At 64.4% G+C, this 16990-nt stretch carries 12 protein-coding genes; 4 read left to right on the forward strand and 8 right to left on the reverse strand.

Annotated features, from left to right (window positions below; translation table 11 throughout):
* Nucleotides 1-20 precede the first annotated feature (20 nt).
* Nucleotides 21-638 (reverse strand): LysE/ArgO family amino acid transporter, encoded by a 618-nt coding sequence (locus tag AB2N08_RS07870; RefSeq protein WP_367610079.1) that lies wholly within the window; start codon nucleotides 636-638, stop codon nucleotides 21-23.
* Nucleotides 639-732: 94 nt separating this feature from the next.
* On the opposite strand from AB2N08_RS07870, the gene AB2N08_RS07875 reads away from it, so the two are divergent.
* Nucleotides 733-1626: a LysR family transcriptional regulator ArgP gene (locus AB2N08_RS07875; RefSeq protein ID WP_367610080.1), complete on the forward strand. Its 894-nt coding sequence runs from the start codon at nucleotides 733-735 to the stop codon at nucleotides 1624-1626.
* 212 nt (nucleotides 1627-1838) lie between these two features.
* On the opposite strand, the gene AB2N08_RS07880 is transcribed toward AB2N08_RS07875, so the two are convergent.
* A complete protein-coding gene (locus AB2N08_RS07880) occupies nucleotides 1839-4103 on the reverse strand; it encodes a PhoX family protein (RefSeq protein WP_367610081.1) in 2265 nt (754 codons plus the stop codon).
* A 265-nt stretch (nucleotides 4104-4368) separates the two neighbouring features.
* Here AB2N08_RS07880 and AB2N08_RS07885 point away from each other — a divergent pair, with 265 nt between their 5' ends.
* Entirely contained in the window at nucleotides 4369-6354 is a 1986-nt protein-coding gene (locus AB2N08_RS07885) for a PAS domain-containing hybrid sensor histidine kinase/response regulator (protein WP_367610082.1), read from the forward strand.
* Between the two features lie 9 nt (nucleotides 6355-6363).
* Here the strand turns inward: AB2N08_RS07885 and AB2N08_RS07890 are convergent, their stop codons facing one another.
* The 4 genes from AB2N08_RS07890 to tssE form a co-directional block, all read right to left on the reverse strand.
* The gene (locus AB2N08_RS07890) at nucleotides 6364-6771 is read right to left on the reverse strand and encodes a DUF2750 domain-containing protein (protein WP_367610083.1); all 408 of its coding nucleotides are present in this window, start codon (nucleotides 6769-6771) and stop codon (nucleotides 6364-6366) included.
* 75 nt (nucleotides 6772-6846) lie between these two features.
* Nucleotides 6847-8016, reverse strand: coding sequence for a type VI secretion system baseplate subunit TssG (tssG, locus tag AB2N08_RS07895; protein ID WP_367610084.1), 1170 nt, complete (start codon nucleotides 8014-8016; stop codon nucleotides 6847-6849).
* The gene (gene tssF, locus AB2N08_RS07900; protein WP_367610085.1) at nucleotides 7980-9821 is read right to left on the reverse strand and encodes a type VI secretion system baseplate subunit TssF; all 1842 of its coding nucleotides are present in this window, start codon (nucleotides 9819-9821) and stop codon (nucleotides 7980-7982) included. Before tssF ends, tssG begins: the two co-directional genes overlap by 37 nt.
* 1 nt (nucleotide 9822) lies before the next feature.
* A complete protein-coding gene (gene tssE, locus AB2N08_RS07905) occupies nucleotides 9823-10338 on the reverse strand; it encodes a type VI secretion system baseplate subunit TssE (protein WP_367610086.1) in 516 nt (171 codons plus the stop codon).
* 180 nt (nucleotides 10339-10518) lie between these two features.
* Between tssE and tssK the strand changes: the two genes are divergently transcribed.
* Complete coding sequence (gene tssK / locus AB2N08_RS07910) at nucleotides 10519-11871, forward strand: type VI secretion system baseplate subunit TssK (RefSeq protein ID WP_367610087.1); 1353 nt, start codon at nucleotides 10519-10521, stop codon at nucleotides 11869-11871.
* A gap of 176 nt (nucleotides 11872-12047) precedes the next feature.
* Here the strand turns inward: tssK and mqo are convergent, their stop codons facing one another.
* On the reverse strand, nucleotides 12048-13637 hold the full coding sequence (mqo, locus tag AB2N08_RS07915; RefSeq protein ID WP_367610088.1) for a malate dehydrogenase (quinone): 1590 nt from the start codon (nucleotides 13635-13637) through the stop codon (nucleotides 12048-12050).
* Between the two features lie 433 nt (nucleotides 13638-14070).
* Nucleotides 14071-16551, reverse strand: coding sequence for a sensor domain-containing protein (locus tag AB2N08_RS07920; protein WP_367610089.1), 2481 nt, complete (start codon nucleotides 16549-16551; stop codon nucleotides 14071-14073).
* A 240-nt stretch (nucleotides 16552-16791) separates the two neighbouring features.
* On the opposite strand from AB2N08_RS07920, the gene AB2N08_RS07925 reads away from it, so the two are divergent.
* Nucleotides 16792-16980 carry a hypothetical protein gene (locus AB2N08_RS07925; RefSeq protein ID WP_370662402.1) on the forward strand — a complete coding sequence of 63 codons (189 nt, stop codon included), beginning with the start codon at nucleotides 16792-16794 and terminating at the stop codon, nucleotides 16978-16980.
* Nucleotides 16981-16990: the final 10 nt, after the last annotated feature.

Below are 16990 nucleotides of genomic sequence, written 5' to 3' on the forward strand. Positions count from 1 at the left end.
CATTCACTTTTTTTACGGCGTCACCCATCGACCACGAGCAGCACGGCCAGCACCAGCATCATCGCGCCCGTGAACGCCTCGATCACGCGCCACACCGTCGGCCGCGCCAGTGTCGACGCGAAGCGCCGCGCCCCCAACCCGATCGCCGAGAACCACAGCACCGACGCCGTGATCGCCCCCAGCGCAAACGAACTGCGCTCGCTCGCGGCCAGGCTGCTGCCCACGGCGCCCAGCAGCACAACGGTGTCCAAATACACGTGTGGATTGAGCAGCGACAACGCCAGCACCGTCGCCAGCGCCGCGCCCAGCGTCTGCGTCTGCGCAGCCGGATCGCCCGCCAGCGTCGCGCCGCCACGCAGGCTGCTCGACCAGCAGCGCACGCCATACCAGACCAGGAACGCTGCGCCGCCGTAGCGCGCCAGCGGCATCAGGAAGGGCGATGATTCGATCAGCGCGCCCAGCCCGCTGGTGCCCGCTGCAATCAGGATCGCATCGACGACGATGCAGGTCACCACCGTCGGCAGCACATGGCGGCCCCGCACCGCGGTTCGCAGCACATGTGCGTTCTGCGCGCCGATGCCCATGATGAGGCCAGCGCCCAGGCCCAGCCCCTGAAGATAGATTTGTTGCGAGAACATGGCAGCCTCCGTGCGAAAGCAGCCACTATTCCAGCCCGCCCGCTCGACTTCAATTATATTCATGATTTCTCAGGACACGTAAGAAGCGCTAATCATGAAACTCGACCCACGCCGCAGCGCCGCTTTTCTGGCCGCCATCGACGCCGGCAGCCTGGAAGCGGCCGCCGCGCAGCTCAAGATCACGCCATCGGCCGTCTCGCAGCGTATCTCGGCGCTGGAACAGGACATGGGCACGCCGCTGCTGGTGCGCAGCCGCCCGTGCCGCCCCACGGCCCCCGGCACGCGGCTGCTGCAATACCTGCGCCGCTCCACGCTCCTTGAATCGGAATTCTTGGCCGAGATGGCCGGCGACCCGGGCCCGGCGCGCGTGACGCTGGCCGTCAACAACGACACGCTGGCCACCTGGCTGCTACCGGTGCTGGCGCCCATCCTGATCGACGAACAGCTGCTGGTCGAATTCATCCTCGATAACCAGGGCCACACGTTCTCGCTGCTTGAAGGCGGCCATGCGGTGGCCTGCATCTCGGGCGAGCCGGCGCCGATGCGCGGCTGCAGCGCGAGCCTGCTGGGCGTGATGCGCTACCGGCTGGTGGCCTCGCCCGCGTTTGCGCGGCGCTGGTTCCCGGACGGGATCACGCGCGCCACCGCGCAACTGGCACCCCTGATGGTCTTCGACCGCAAGGACGCGATGCAGTCGTCATTTTTACTCAAGCAGTTTGGCCTGCCGGATGGCGCGTATCCGTTTCACTACGTGCCGGCCAGCGATCCGTTCGTGGCGGCGGTGCGCCTGGGGATGGGTTACGGCATGCTGCCCGACGAGCAGTGCGCCGCGCTGTTGAAGACCGGCGAACTGGTCGACCTGGCGCCCGCCATCGCGCACGACGTGCCGCTGTACTGGCATGCGTGGCGCATTCAGCCGCCGCGGCTCGAGCGCATGGGCGCGGCGCTGCTCAAGGCCGCGCGCGGCGTGCTGCTGCCGCTTGCGTGAATAACAGGCCAGCACTGCGCAGCGCCCAACAGCAGCGCCGGGACCAGCCCACAAGCGTAAAAACGTCGTTCCCGCGAAGGCGGGAACCTGAGTTTGCAAGCGTACCGTGGACGCGAACAACTTGGGTTCCCGCCTGCGCGGGAACGACGTGTTTTGGCTAACGTGCTTCCCCGCGAAGCGCGGGAACGACGTGCTTTGGCTAACTAGCGTGCTTACGAACCGATGCGCCCACCGTCATTCTTGGTAATGACCAGCGTCGCCGAACGTGGCCGCTTGCCCGCACCATAACCAGCATTCGCTGGCCACTGGCTCGTGTACTTGGTCGGATCGCCGACATTGGCCGCCGCGGTGGTTTCGCCCGGGTGCTGGATGTTGACGAACAGCGCCTTGCCGTCCGGGGTTTCGGTGATGCCGGTCAGTTCGCAGCCTTTCGGGCCGACCAGGAAGCGCTTGAGCGTGTCCGGGGTGGCGGCCTTGCCGACGTAGGTGTCGACGTTCAGGATCGAGCCGTCGGCCTTCGTGTGCGGCACGGTGACCTTCTTCCCGTCGCCGACCGAACCGGCCAGGCCGGCCACCATCATGCAGTTGGTCACATCCGTGTAGGCGCCATCATCGGTCTGGAACCAGCAGATGCCGGTCGAGAGGCTGAAGGCCATGCCGTCCGGGCTCGAGAAGTCCTGGTCGGCGGTGAGGCCTGACAGGTTGATCGTGCTGGCGGCAGCCGCCGCTTCGGCGCCGAACAGGTACACGTCCCAGCTGAAGGTGGTGGCGGTCGAACCGGCGGCATCTTCCTTCATGCGGATGATGTGGCCGTTCGGGTTGCCCGACTGGGCGGTGGTGCCCTTCATGTCGGTGTAAGCGCGCGGGTTGGCCGCGTCCACGCCGACCTGGCTCGAACCGGTCGGCTCGGCGCGGCGATTGCTGTTGTTGGTCAGCGTGTAGTAGATCTCGCCGTTGGCCGGGTTGACCGAGCACCATTCAGGGCGGTCCATCTTGGTCGCGCCGACGGCGTCGGCTGCCAGGCGGGCGTTCACCAGCACGTCGGCCTGGTCGGCGAACTTGTAGGTGGCGTAGGCGGCGATGGCCGCGTTGGCGATATTCAGTTCGATCCAGGCGCCCTTGCCGTCGGCGTTGAACTTGGCCACATACAGCTTGCCGCTGTCGAGGTATTTGTCGCCGGTGGCGATGCGGTCGGCGGCGATGGCGTCGGCCGGGTTCCACGGTGCGCTCGAGACAAACTTGTAGATGTATTCGCCGCGCGAATCGTCACCCATGTAGACGGCCAGCGGCGCGCCGGCAAGCAGGCGGCCGAAGGCGGCGCTTTCGTGGGCGAAGCGGCCCAGCGCGGTACGCTTTTTCAGCGGACGGGTCTTGTCGTAGGCGTCCATCTCGATGATGTAACCTTCGCCATTGAGTTCATTGCGGTAGTCGTCGGTGCCGTCCATCGACGTGCCGGTTTTGCTGAGGTTCCAGCGCGCGTACTTGTCGTCCGCGCCGCCGGTTTCCCAGCCGTGACGCGAGGCCGCGCCCTGCGCTACGCCGTAGCGGTTGAGCGAGGCGACGCTCTTGTCGCCGCGCGCAGCGTTGTCGGTGGCCGAGCGGGTGAAGTAGCCAGCCCAGTTTTCTTCGCCCGACAGATAGGTGTTCCACGGGGTGCGGCCGGTGCCGCAGTTGTTGATCGTGCCGCGGAACTTGGTGCCGTCCGGCGAGTACTTGGTCTTGACCATGCCGCTGCCGCGCACCGGGCCCGAGATGAGGACGTCGGTTTGCTGGTGCACGCGGCGGTTGAAGCTCGAATTCTGCAGGTATTCCCACTTGCCGTTGTTCTTGCGGACTTCGACGACCGACAGGCCGTGCAGTGCCATCTCCTTGTCGACTTCCAGCGCAGGACGCGGCAGCGTATTGGTGCCGCCGTTGGCGTGCACGAAGAACGAGGCCAGGCCTTCGTTGGTGGTCGCTTCGTGGTTCATGGCCAGCAGGCCGCGTTCGACGCCCGTGGTCGAGACAGCGCCGTCGGCCGACAGCGAGAAGAATTCCATGCCGTCGTGGTGGTCGCCCGCGCGGTTTTCGAAATCGGTATCGGTGCCGTCGTTCTTGTAGGCGGCGGTACCGGCGGCGAGCGGGTCGCCCAGCGCGTACAGCACGCTGGCGGTGTAACCGGCAGGGACGATGACGGTATCGGCCAGGCTCTTGCCGACGGCGGTAAAGCCCAGCAGTTTTTCGACCGGCGCCGGTGGCGGCGTGTTGCCGGTTGGCGGCGGGGTGGTGGCGACAGGATCGTCATCCGAACCGCCGCAGGCGGTCAGGCCGAAGGTGCTCAGCAGTGCGGTGGCAGCGGTGGCGGCGCCGCCGCGCAGCATGTTGCGGCGGCTCAGGCGGGCGTTCATGACCGTGCTGAATTGCTCGTTCGGCGACGTATTCAGGTCGATATCATCATGGGCGGCTGTCAGGCGGGCGAGATCGGTCGGCTTGTTCACGGGATGGATCCTGTATTTGTTGTGTGGATAAGGGAAAGCCCGCAAATAGTAGTAAGGCAACATGACGGCGGCGTGACAGTTTGGTCACAGTTTGATGACATGAATGAGGAACGGACGTGCTTTTCCTGATCTGTTACCGGAATACCCATACCAGATGCACGGCGCATAAGTAATAACTGCAAGGTTGTCGCGATCTAGGTAAAATTTCCTGTTGATATTGTTCCAACGACCTCCGAGCGCGGAGGCATTAGCCCGAAGGTCACCCATGCAGGAAACCCGCGACACCATGCCGGATCAGGACTCGATCACCTTCGGCTGGGCGCTGTTCGAGGCCATCCCCGACTGCGTGAAACTGCTTGACCCGGATGGCGCGATCCTCGCAATGAACTGCAATGGCCGCAGCATGATGGAAATCGACGACATCGCACACCTGCGCGGCGAGCCATGGATGACATTCTGGCCGGCCGAGGCCCACGAGGCGGTGAAGGCGGCCCTGGATGCGGCGCGTGCCGGCGGTACCGGGCATGTCGTGGCAGCCTGCCCCACCGCCAAGGGCACGCCCAAGTGGTGGGACGTGATGATCACCCGCACCGCCAGCCACGATGGCCAGGGCGCCCACCTGCTCGTGATCTCGCGCGACATCACGCAGGAGCGCAAGGCCAGCGAAGAACGCGAACAGCTGCTGCGCCAGGTGCAGGCCGCGAACATCGACAGCAAACGGGTGGTCGAGCAGCTGCGCGCCAGCGAAGAGCGCTACCGCACCCTGTTCGATTCGGTCGACGAAGGCTTCTGCATCTTCGAGATGCTGTTCGACGAAGCCGACCGGCCCATCGACTACCGCTTCCTGGAGATGAATCCAACCTTCGAGGGTCACACCGGCCTGAAGGACGCCGTGGGCCGCACGGCGCGCGACATGCTGCCAGGGCTGGACGACTTCTGGTTCGAGACCTACGGGCGCGTGGCGCTCACGGGCGAGCCGGTGCGCTTCGAGAACGAGGCCCCGGCGATGAATCGCTGGTTCGACGTGTATGCGACCCGCATCGGCGGCCCGGACAGCCGCAAGGTGGCGCTGCTGTTCAACGACATCTCGGCGCGCAAGCTGTCGGAATCGACGCTGCGCCAGCTGGCCGACGACCTGGCCGAGGCCGACCGCCGCAAGACCGAATTTCTGGCCACGCTGGCGCACGAGCTGCGCAACCCGCTGGCGCCGATCAGGAACGGCCTGTCGGTGATGCGCCTGAGCGGCGACAATCCGGCTGCCATGGCAAAGGTGCGCGACATGATGGAGCGCCAGGTCGGCCACATGGTGCACCTGATCGACGACCTGCTCGACATCGCCCGCATCAGCGGCGGCAAGCTGGAACTCAAGCGCCAGCGCACCGACCTGCAAAGCATCCTGGCCAGCGCGGTCGAAACGAGCATGCCGCTGATCGAAGCGGGCCAGCACGAATTGACCATCGACGTGCCCGATGCAGCCCTGCTGGTGGACGCCGATGCGACCCGCATCGCGCAGGTGGTGGCCAACCTGCTCAATAACGCAGCCAAGTACACGCCGGCGCGCGGGCAGATCACGTTATCGCTGCGACGCGACGGCGGCCAGGCCGTGATCGCGGTGCGCGATACCGGCGTGGGCATCGCCGGGGATGCACTGGCCGGCGTGTTCGAGATGTTCAGCCAGATCGGGCGCACGGTCGACCGCTCGCAGGGCGGACTGGGAATCGGGCTGTCGCTGGTGCGGCGCCTGGTCGAGATGCATGGCGGCTCGGTCGCCGCCACCAGCGCTGGCGCCAACGCCGGCAGCATCTTCACGGTGCGCCTGCCACTGGCGGCAGAAGAAGCGCAGGCCAGCGCGGCGCCGGGCGAGCATCCGCCGGCGCTCGACGGCGCAGCCGGTGGCCTGAAGGTGCTGGTGGTGGACGACAACGTCGATGCCGCCGTGACGCTGTCGATGATCCTGGATATGTCAGGTCACACGGCCAGGGTGGCGCACGACGGCTACGAGGCGCTGGCCATGGCGCAGGCGTTCCAGCCGCGCGTGGCGTTCCTGGACATCGGCATGCCGGGCATGAGCGGCTACGAGACCGCGCGCGCGATGCGTGCCACGGCGGGGCTGGAAGACATCGTGCTGGTGGCGCTGACGGGCTGGGGCGCCGAGAGCGACCGCCTGCGCTCGAACGAGGCCGGATTCGATCACCACCTGACCAAGCCGGTGCAGCTCGACGTGGTCGAGGCGCTGCTGGCGGGTCTGTAGCCTTGATGCTTAATTACGGCGCAGTTCGTCCTCGAGGTCGCCGATCAGCTGCGCCACGGTGGGCGTGATGCCCTTGTCGCCCGGCGTATAGAACACGCCCGGCAAGACGCTGTCTTCTTCGAGCTGCGGCAGCAATTCTTCGATCAGTTCTTCAAGCGAGAATGCCTGCGCGTCGTAGCCGTCCCATTCGAATTCGGCGCACAGGGTGGCGTACTCGTTGGCCGGCCACATCGGAAACACGAGGGTGCCGTCGTCGGTCCTGGCCAGCGCCCAGCCATCCTGGTACAGGCCCCACACTTCGCGCGCCTCGGCCGCGCGCCGGATGAAATACTCGTAGCGTTGCGGCCCCGCCAGCGTCACGACCGCCGCCAGTTGCTGGCCGCCCAGCTTGATCGCCGAGATGATCTGTTCGCTCATCACCACTCCCGTCCATCGAGGCGTGATGCCCCACAACCGTCAGGATACGCCATCGGGGTGCGCGGGGTGCGTTTGTCACAAAACGAATGCCTGCGGCGAGGTGGGCGGTGTCTGGATGACCGGGGGCGGCGTGGCGTGCAGGTCGTAGCGCACGTCGTGCCGGTCGCCGGGCGGCGCATCGAGTACCAGAAAGGCGTCCCAACCGAGCCGGCCCGGGCTGACGGCGTCCAGCGTGGTGTTGTGGACGTCGGCCGCGCGCAGCACCAATTCGACTTCGTACTCGAGGGCGAGGCCGGTAAACAGCGCCAGCATGCTTTTGAGTGCCCGTGCCGCCATCCCGCCCGGCAGGAAAGCCTGGAAGCCCGCATGCGCCAGCGGCCCGACGATCAGGCGCAGGCGCAGGGTGCGCTGCCAGACGCGCGCGCCGGCCAGTGCGCGCGCGCCGAGCACCGCGCTGTCCTGGCCCAGCATCGATTGCTGCGCGGCCGGGATGTCGTACCAGGCGCCGACGAATTGTTCGGCCACGATCGGCTGGCCGAAATACGCCGACAGCACGCGCGCCATCTGCACCGCCGACACCGGCCGGTGCCGGATCGACGCGGCAAAGTAACCGATCGATTCGTCCAGCACGGCGCCATCGCCGACGTCGGCCAGGCGCCGCCGCAATGCCTCGTCGCCAAGGCCGGCAAGGCTCATCAACAATGGCAAGAAAGCATCATGGCCATCGAGCTGGTACTTGAGCGGCAGGCGGTACTTGCGCCAGGCTTCGTAGAACAGGGCCAGCGAGCGGTTCGAGAACGCGTCCAGGAACGCGCGCGGGCCGTCGTCTTCTTCTTCGTTCTTGTGCTGCGCCTGGTGCTCGGCGATGCGCTCGGTGTAGTGCGCCGGCAGCACGCCATTGCAGCCCAACAGGCCCATGAAGGCGGGCGTGAGGCATACGTGGCGCAGCGTGCCTTCCTGCACCGCGTCGGCCAGCGCGGCGGCGTCGATCGGCAGGTCGAACGGCATGCCGATCGACAGGTCGCGCACGTCGGCGTGGATGCTTTCCAGCTGGCTGGCCGGGAAGCCCAGCGAGATCGAATTCTGGAAGCGCAGCATGTCGGCCGCCAGCTTGCGCGGCGGCTTGCCGCGGCGTTTGAGCCACAGTTCGAGCACCCGCACCGCCTGGAAGAACTCGAAGCGCCAGGGCTCGTTGAACAGCTGCTCGATTACAGCAGACTCAGATCGCCGCTTCGGGGTGCGCATCGCAGCAGCTCCTCTGACGATTGATGGGACACGATCACCAGCTGGGTAAAGCTGTTGGCGTGCACGTAGAGCGCCAGGAAGCGCTCGACTATGTGGGCGAAGAGGTGGATGCCGCTGCCGACGAACGCTTCTTCGTCGATACAGAGGCGCACCTCGATCCCGCGCACCAGGCAGTTGAAGGGGTTCCCGGACAGCCAGGCGCTGGTGGGCGTGTAGGCGATGGCGAGAATGCCGCCGATCTGGCGCGTCGAGGCAGCCGAGCGGGGCACGTCGTGCAGCGCCAGCATTTCACGAAACGCGTCGACGCCGCCATCGGCCAGCGACAGGTGGTTCAGCGACAGCAGCGAGATCAGGCGCCACTGCGCGCTGCGTCCGCGCGCAAAGCGCCAGGTGCGGGTTGGCTTGCGCAGGAAGGTCATGGCGCGCGTGCCCGAGCCGCCCTGGGTGAACAGGTCGCCCCCCGGCTGCCCGTATGGCATCAGCGACGGCAGGTCGCGGTTGGTGCAGGTCAGTTCGAGATTGAGCGTGGTTTTCTCGACCCTGGCCGGGTCGAAGTCGATGTCGACGATCGTGATCTGGGTCTCGAAGCCCGGACTGCGCTCGGCCAGCGCTTCATCGCGCGCCATGGCCCAGTAGTGGCCATTGTGCTGCGGCGTCTGCGCATGCTTGAGCGAATAGAAGGGCTGGAACTTGACGATCGTCTCGCCCTGCGCCGTCTGGCGCACCATATTGACCTCGTTGATGGCGTTGACCTCGTAGCCATACGAGCGGCGCGCGTCGGCCAGCACCGGGTAATTGGCCTTGGCGTGGGTCAGCTGGATCGGCTCGCCACAATGGGCAAACAGGTTGATCACCGGCGTGCAGCCGGTGAGCAGGTTGTTGGTCGAGAGCGCGCCCAGCATGCGCGCCAGGTTCGAGTCGCTGCGAATGCCGGACAACGCCAGGTGCACGGTCAGCGCGCGCGTGCCGCGCGGCAGGGCGGCGGTGAGCTGCGCCAGGTCGAGGTCGACGAAATTGAACTTTTCGGGAAAGCAGAAGTACTCGGTGAGCAGGCGGTAGGCCGCATGCGAGCGCGCCGGAAAATCGATCAGCGCCTCGTCGTCGCCGAAACCGGCGCTGCGCACCGGCAGCGTGGGCAGCGCGACCCAGTGACCGCCGTCGGGCTGCACGTACGCGGCCACCGTGCGCACCAGCAGCGCATCGCGCAGGGCGGCGCACAAGGACGGCTCGCCATCGATGAACAGGCGCAGCGCCGGCAGCCCGAGCGCATCGAGCCCGCGCCCGTCGCAGGTGATGGCCACGCGCATGCTGATGCAGGCCGTGGCGCCGGCCGGCAAGCGCACCGTGTCGGGCGCGCTGATGATCGGCGAGAACGTCGCGCGCGTCAGCGCCAGCGGCGCTACGGCGATCGGATACACGGTGCGAAACGTGCATTCCAGATTGCGCACCGGCCGCGTCTTGAACGCGGCGCCGCGCTCGATTGTCGTCACGTCCGTTTTCTGGCTGGCGGCGGTGGCGAAGTCGAGCTGCGCGATCGAGCACGATGGAAAAGGCCGTAGGTAGTGCGGGTACAGCACCTCGAACAGCGCTTCGGTGAACTCGGGATAGTCGTCGTCGAGGCGCCTGGCGATGCGCGCATTCAAAAAGGCGAACGACTGGATCATGCGTTCGGTGTGCGGGTCCTCGCACACTTCGCCGCTGATCAACAGGCGCCCGGCGATGCGCGGATAGCGTTCGGCGAATTCGCGCAGGTTGTGGCGCAGGTAGGCCAGTTCGCTTTCGTAATAGGGCAGGAGCTGGTCCATTTCAGGCCTCTTTCGAAGTTGCCGCCCTGGTTGCCGCCGAGCGGCCGGCCTTGCGGATGCTGTACTGGAGCGTCGAGGGCTGCAGTACGGCGTCAAAGTTTACCGGCTCTTGCGACACGCTGCCCGCCAGCTCCGCCGTGATCGAAAAGCTCAGGCGATTGATCGACGGGTGGGCCGCGTCATCGCGCAACTCCAGCTGCGCCTTCACGTTGGTCAGGCGCGGCTCATGGCGCGTGATGGCCGATTCGATGCAGGCGCAGATATGGGTCCGGTCCGTGGGGCTCGACAGCGAGCGGTCGGCGAAATCGCACAGGCCATAGTCGACCATCGACGTCTTGCACTCGGTGTAGCCGACCAACGCGCCCTCCTGGATGATCGAGCGCGTGTTCAGGAGCGACTCGAGGTCGCGCGCCACCGCGTCCTTCAGGTCGTCGGCATTCAGGCGCGCAACGATCGCGCCATTGCGTACCGGCTGGCCGAGCAGACGGTCGAACAGATCCGGCGTGTATCCCTTCATGGAGATTCCTTCGCGGTAGAGCAGGGGAGATGGGGAAAACGGGCGGGAGTGTTGCGTGATGAAAACCAATCGCATGTTGCCATGGGGTTCGTCGCCAAACGTTGATGAACTTCACATGGGCAACTCCATGTCGTCGTTATTGTTTCTTTTCGGACATAACAACTGAGGGAAGACAGCACCATGACGAGCAAAGTTCTCTGGGGCGAAGGCTTGCTGTTGCGCCCGCAGCACTTCCAGCGCCAGGATGCGTACCACGAGTATTGCCTGCACAAGAGCGTCAAGGCGGTTCATCCCTACGCCTGGGGCGTGGAATACTGCGAGATCGACCGCGAAGCGCTGGCCAGCAACATGCTGCGCGTAAAGGGGTTGGCGCTGCGCTTCCAGGATGGCGAACTGTACGAGGCGCCCGGCAGCGACGAGTTGCCCGCCACGATCGACCTCGGCACCCTGCCGCAGTCTGTGCAAGCGGTGACGTATTACGCCGCGCTGCCGGGCCTGAAGCCCTTCAACGCCAACTTCGTGCAGCCGGGGCAGGCCGCCGCGCCGAACGGCAATGCGGCGCGCTTCATGCAGGTGAACCTGGAGGCGCCCGACCTGTTCACGCAGGCTGCGCCGGTGCAGCTGGCCTACCTGCGGCGCAGCCTGCGTCTGGCGTCGGAGTTCGACCCGCGCGACGCCTACGTCAACTTTCCGCTGCTGCGCGTGCGGCGCGCGTCCACCGGCGGCTTTGAACTCGATCCGGACCTGGTGCCGCCGGCCCTGTCGGTGGGCGCCTCGCCCGTGCTGTTCGAGGCGTTGCGGCGCCTGCTCGACGCGCTGCAGGCCAAGGTCGGGGCGCTGTACGGCCACCACCGCGAACCCACCCGCAACGTGATCGAATTCCGCTCGGGCGACATGTCGTCGTTCTGGCTGCTGCACACGGCCAGTTCGGCTTACGCAGCGCTGACGCACCACTTTCACCATCCGGCGCTGCACCCGGAGCGCCTGTACCAGTCGCTGCTGGACGTGGCCGGCGGCCTGATGACGTTCTCGAAAAACTGGACGCTGGCCGACCTGCCGACCTACCAGCACGCCAATCCCGGCCCCGCCTTCGCCACGCTGCACGCGATCATCCGCGAGCTGCTCGACACGGTCATCTCGGCCAAGTACTTCGGCATCGCGCTGAGCGAGGTGCGCCCGTCATACCATATCGGAATGCTCGACTCGGGCAAGATCGACGACAACACCACGTTCTATATCGCGGTGTCGGCCGACATCGCGGCGGTGGAACTGATCGACATCGTACCGCTGCGCTTCAAGGTCGGCGCGCCGGACGACGTCGAGAAGTTCGTGCTGTCGGCAATGCCCGGCGTGCGCCTGCAGTATTCGCCGCAGCCACCGGCGGCGATCCCCATACGGCCCGAGACCTGCTACTTCAGCCTCGAATCGAAAGGGCCGATGTTCGAGCGCATGCTCAAGGCGCAGTCGATCTCGATCTATGCGCCGGCCGGGATGAAGGAACTCAAGCTCGAGCTGCTGGCCGTGATGGCGTGATCGAGGTCAATGGGGATAAACCTGTGGATAAGTTTGATTACTCAGCAACCCTGTAAGTACGCACGGTTGTTGTTGCGCTTGTACATCCCTTGAAGAACGCCATAACCGGTCTTCACAACGAGAAAGGCCCCGGCACGATGAAGCGCCGGGGCCTTTTTATCTAACGACTGTGCAGCTTACTCTTGCGTTGCCGCCGGCACGTCGAGCGTGAAGGCTTTCAGGCCCAGCACAGCGCTGCTCTGCTGGCGGATCTGGTTGGCGAACGCTGGATCGCCGTTGAGCTTGCGGCCGTACGAAGGGATGATTTCCTTCATCTTGGCTTGCCACTCAGGCGTAGCCAGTTCGTCCTTGAACGACGACGCAGCGAGCACTTTGAGCATGATTGGCGCAGCGGTCGAGGCGCCTGGCGAGGCACCCAGCAGCGCGGTAATGGTGCCGTCGTTCGATGCCACGACTTCGGTACCGAACTGCAGCAGCCCGCCCTTGGCCGGATCATCCTTGACGATCTGTACGCGCTGACCTGCGTTGACCAGTTTCCAGTCTTCCAGCTTGGCTTCCGGCAGGTATTCACGCAGGGTAGCCACGCGGTCTTCCTGCGATTGCATCACTTGCTGCACCAGGTACTTGGTCAGCGGGATGTTATCGATACCGGCTTGCATCATTGGACGCACGTTGCCGGTGCCGATCGAGGCTGGCATGTCGATCCACGAACCATTTTTCAGGAATTTGGTCGAGAACGTAGCGAACGGGCCGAACAGCAGGGCTTTCTTGCCGTCGATGATACGGGTATCCAGGTGAGGGACCGACATTGGCGGCGAACCGACCGATGCCTTGCCGTACACCTTGGCGTGGTGCGCCTCGATCAGCGCCGGGTTGGTCGTGACCAGCCACTGGCCGCCGACTGGCACGCCGCCGAAGCCCTTGGCTTCAGGAATGCCGGTCTTTTCCAGCAGTGGCAGTGCGCCGCCGCCGGCGCCGATGAACACGAACTTCGTGCTCACGGTCGAGACCTTGTTGTCCGCCAGGTTCTTGACGGTGACGTTCCACAGGCCGTTTTCACCGCGCTTGATGTCTTCGACCTGGGTACGCAGGTTCAGCTTCATGCCGTGGGTGCCGGTCAGGTGCGTGACCATGCTGCGGGTCAGGGCGCCGAAGTTGACGTCGGTACCGATTTCCATGCGGGTGGCAGCCACTTTTTGCGATGCATCGCGGCCGTTCATGACCAGCGGCGCCCACTTGCGGATCTCTGCCTGGTCTTCGCTGTAGAGCATGCCCTTGAACAGGTTTTCCTTTTGCAGGGCGGCGTAGCGCTTGCGCAGGAAGTTGATGTTGTCGTCGCCCCAGACAAAGGCCATGTGCGGCACATTGTTGATGAAGGTATGCGGATCGCCCAGGTATTTCTTCTGCACCTGGTAAGCGTAGAACTGCTTCGAGATTTCGAACTGTTCGTTGATGTCGACAGCCTTCTTGGTGTCGATGGTACCGTCCGGCATTTCGGGGGTGTAGTTCAGTTCGGCGAAACCGGAGTGACCGGTGCCGGCGTTGTTCATTGCGTCCGAGCTTTCGGCCGACACTGAATCCATGCGTTCGTACATCTGGATCGTCAGATTCGGATCGAGTTCCTTGAGCATGGTACCGAGCGTGGCGCTCATGACGCCGGCGCCGATCAGAACGACATCGACCGGCTTGTCATTCGATGGGGCGGGAGCTTTCGAGCACGAAGCGACGATAAAGCAAGAGAGGACGACTAATAGCGAGTTGCGCATACGAGTATCACCTGAAAAATGTTTGCGATGGCCTGGCATGCAACATCTGATTTAAAAATTCAACGGCTCGGTATCGGTGCATTCCTGAACCACCGGAAACGCCGATAGAGAACGGGTTGTCGGGACCTGTCGCGGTGAAAACACAGCAACAAGCCTCGGCAACCGACGCAATAGCAAGAGCGATGCATTGGTGCGATCGGGTCTCGATCGTACCGGCATCGCAGGCTGGCGAACAAGGATATAACGCGTTGACAGGAGTGTCAGGCGGGCCAGTCAATATCCCTGGCGTCCATCGAAACGGGGGGTTACTCTTGTATAGGAGTTGGGCAAGTATAGCCCAAACAAATCAGCCTTGCTTGGGCCTTCCGGCGTTAACTTACCCACTCAGTATTCAACCGGTAGCGATCTACGTATTACTACCGAGGCAGCAGCGCTACACGTTGGCCGGGCGTTCCTCGAGCGTAACGATGCGATTTTCGGCTGCTTCCGGACGACCAAACAGATAGCCCTGGAAATGCGAACAGCCCTCTTCCTTCAGGCGCTGAAATTGTTCCTCCGTCTCCACCCCTTCGGCCGTTGTTTCAATCAGCAGGCTGCTGCTCAGCCCTGTGATGGCGCGGATGATTGCCATCGCCTCGCGGCTCTGGCCCATCTCTTGCACGAACGATTTGTCGATCTTGATCTTATCGAACGGGAACGAGCGCAGATAACTGAGCGACGAATATCCGGTGCCGAAATCGTCGAGCGAAATACGCACCCCCAGCTTTTTCAGCGCCTTCAAGACGCGGATATTGCCATCACTATTGTCGAGCAACACCGACTCGGTGATTTCCAGTTCCAGCCGCGCCGCATCCAGTCCCGAGTCGGCCAGCGCCAGCGCCACCGTGGCCACCAGCTCCGTGCTCTTGAACTGGATCGGCGAAAGGTTGACGGCGATCGTTTCGCCTTTGGTCCAGGTTGCCGCTTCCTGGCACGCCAGGTTCAGCGCGCGCACGCCCAGCTCGTGGATCAAGCCGGTTTCTTCGGCCAGCGGGATGAAGTCGATCGGCGGGATCGCCCCGCGTTCCGGATGCTGCCAGCGGATCAATGCCTCGTAGCCCGAGATGCGGTTGCCGGCGCGCTCGATGATCGGCTGGTAATGCATTTTCAGCTCGCCCCGGTGCAGTGCCCGGCGCAGGTCGATTTCCATCTGGCGCCGTGCGCGCGCCAATGCATCCAGTTCGGGCCGGAACACATCATAGCGGCCGCGTCCGTTGCGCTTGGCTTCATACAGGGCCATGTCGGCGAACTGCAGCATTTGCTCGGCCGTATTGCCCTCGGGCGCGGCCAGCGCGATGCCGACGCTGATGCCCACCGAGAAATTGTGGCCATCGATCGAAAAGGCGGGCGCGACCGCCTCGATCAGGCGCTGCGCCGCCTGCTGCGCTTCTTCGATGCGCGTGGCATGTGACAGCACGACGGCAAATTCGTCGCCGCCCAGACGGGCCAGCGTGTCATGTTCACGCAGGCACTTGCGCAAGCGGCCTGCTAGTGTGAGCAAGATCTTGTCGCCAAAGCCGTGACCGAACGCATCGTTGATGTTCTTGAAGTTGTCCAGGTCGATACAGAGCACGGCCACGCCGGACTGATCCGCGCGCGACTGCGCGAGCGCCGTCTCGAGGCGCTGGTTGAAGAACGTACGGTTCGGCAGATTGGTCAAGCCGTCGTGCTGCGCCATGTGGTGGATCTGGGCGTAGGCGGCCAGCTCGTCGGTGACGTCTTCGGTGATGATCAAGACGTAGTCGCCTTCGGGCCGCGTGCCCGCGACCGTCCGGCTACGCACGTTGCGCGGTCCGATCGACGTCTGCACCAGCATTGCGTCGTCGAGGCTGCCGCTGGCGGCCGAGATATCGTTACTGTGAAGTTCGATGTAATCGGCCACTTCCGGGCTTAGGCAATCGCCCGCGAGCGCCCCCTTCAGACAGACGCCGGCCCGCGCGAACAGGCGCTGCGCCTGCTGGTTGGCCAGCAGGATCGAGCGCGTGGCGACATCGAGCACCAGCACGCTGGCCGGAATGTTGGCGATCACCGAGTCGAGAAAGTCGCTTAGCGACGCCATCTGGCGGCTGGCGTCTTCGGCCAGTTCCTTGGCCGCGATCAGGCGCTGTTCTTGCCGATGGCGCTCGGTGATGTCGCGCGTGATTTTGGCAAAGCCGATCAACGCACCATCGTCGTCATGGATCGCATCGATCACGACGCTGGTCCAGAACTGCGTGCCGTCCTTGCGCAAGCGCCAGCCTTCGGCCTCGAAACGCGACGTGGTACGCGCCGTCGTCAAAGCCAGTTGCGGCAGGCCGGCGAGGCGGTCGGGTTCGGTGTAGAACACCGAGAAATGCTGGCCGACGATCTCGCTCGCCTTGTAGCCCTTGGCGCGTTCGGCGCCGGCGTTCCAGTTCACTACATGCCCATCGATATCGAGCATATAGATGGCGTAATCGGTGACGCCCTGCACCAGATAGCGGAAGCGCCGCTCCTGCTCGCGCTGGGCCAGCTCGGCCTGGCGCTGTTCGGTGCAATCGCGCGTGATTTTGGCAAAGCCGAGGAGGGCGCCTTGATCGTCGCGGATGGCATCGATGACGACGTGGGCCCAGAACGCACTGCCATCCTTGCGCACGCGCCAGCCCTGGTCTTCGAAGCGGCCGGTGTCGGTGGCGATCCGGAGGTTCAGGGCCGGCAGGCCGGCAGCAAGATCTTCTTCGCGGTAGAAGCGGGAATAGTGCTGGCCGACGATTTCACCGGGTTCATAACCCTTGGCACGCTGGGCGCCGGCGTTCCAGCTCGAGACGACGCCATCGGGGGTGAGCATGTAGATTGCATAATCGACGACGCTTTGGACCAGCAGGCGATACATCAGATCGGAGTTTTCGGGATTCATGGAGCGGGTCGTAAAAGAGAGGCGCCGGGACATCGCGGCGCGGCGAGAACCCGGGTAACAGGCGCACCGGATCAGCAATGACCGGGCGTTTCCGCCAGTCGAAACCGACTATACAATAGTTGGTTCTCTATGGAAACTAAATTACATTGTGTGAGGTACTATGGACAAGAAAACCGGACGTATCGTCATCGATCGCGGAGCCCGGCATTCATTGACTAGATTGATGAGTTACGTGCATTGGTGGAGCGCGGTCAATTGCGGCCGCATGTCGACGCCGTGTATGCGCTGGCCGACATGGCGCTGACTCATGCCCGGCTGGAAAGTCGGGACGTTGGATTGCCGGGGAGGATCGGGATTGGGATGGTGCAGGCAGCAGTGCTGGAGAAGGACAATGCCGACCAATCGATACGTTCACATGTAACGCCGTGAGTCAGGGGTG

It is taken from the genome of Massilia aurea, from assembly GCF_040790145.1.
GTDB classification, from domain to species: Bacteria; Pseudomonadota; Gammaproteobacteria; order Burkholderiales; family Burkholderiaceae_D; genus Telluria; species Telluria aurea_C.

Coding starts and splice junctions, on each gene's coding strand:
- AB2N08_RS07870 (WP_367610079.1), bottom strand. CDS start 638: ATGTTCTCGCAACAAATCTATCTTCAGGGGCTGGGCCTGGGCGCTGGC.
- AB2N08_RS07875 (WP_367610080.1), top strand. CDS start 733: ATGAAACTCGACCCACGCCGCAGCGCCGCTTTTCTGGCCGCCATCGAC.
- AB2N08_RS07885 (WP_367610082.1), top strand. CDS start 4,369: ATGCAGGAAACCCGCGACACCATGCCGGATCAGGACTCGATCACCTTC.
- AB2N08_RS07890 (WP_367610083.1), bottom strand. CDS start 6,771: ATGAGCGAACAGATCATCTCGGCGATCAAGCTGGGCGGCCAGCAACTG.
- tssG (WP_367610084.1), bottom strand. CDS start 8,016: ATGCGCACCCCGAAGCGGCGATCTGAGTCTGCTGTAATCGAGCAGCTG.
- tssF (WP_367610085.1), bottom strand. CDS start 9,821: ATGGACCAGCTCCTGCCCTATTACGAAAGCGAACTGGCCTACCTGCGC.
- tssE (WP_367610086.1), bottom strand. CDS start 10,338: ATGAAGGGATACACGCCGGATCTGTTCGACCGTCTGCTCGGCCAGCCG.
- tssK (WP_367610087.1), top strand. CDS start 10,519: ATGACGAGCAAAGTTCTCTGGGGCGAAGGCTTGCTGTTGCGCCCGCAG.
- mqo (WP_367610088.1), bottom strand. CDS start 13,637: ATGCGCAACTCGCTATTAGTCGTCCTCTCTTGCTTTATCGTCGCTTCG.
- AB2N08_RS07920 (WP_367610089.1), bottom strand. CDS start 16,551: ATGAATCCCGAAAACTCCGATCTGATGTATCGCCTGCTGGTCCAAAGC.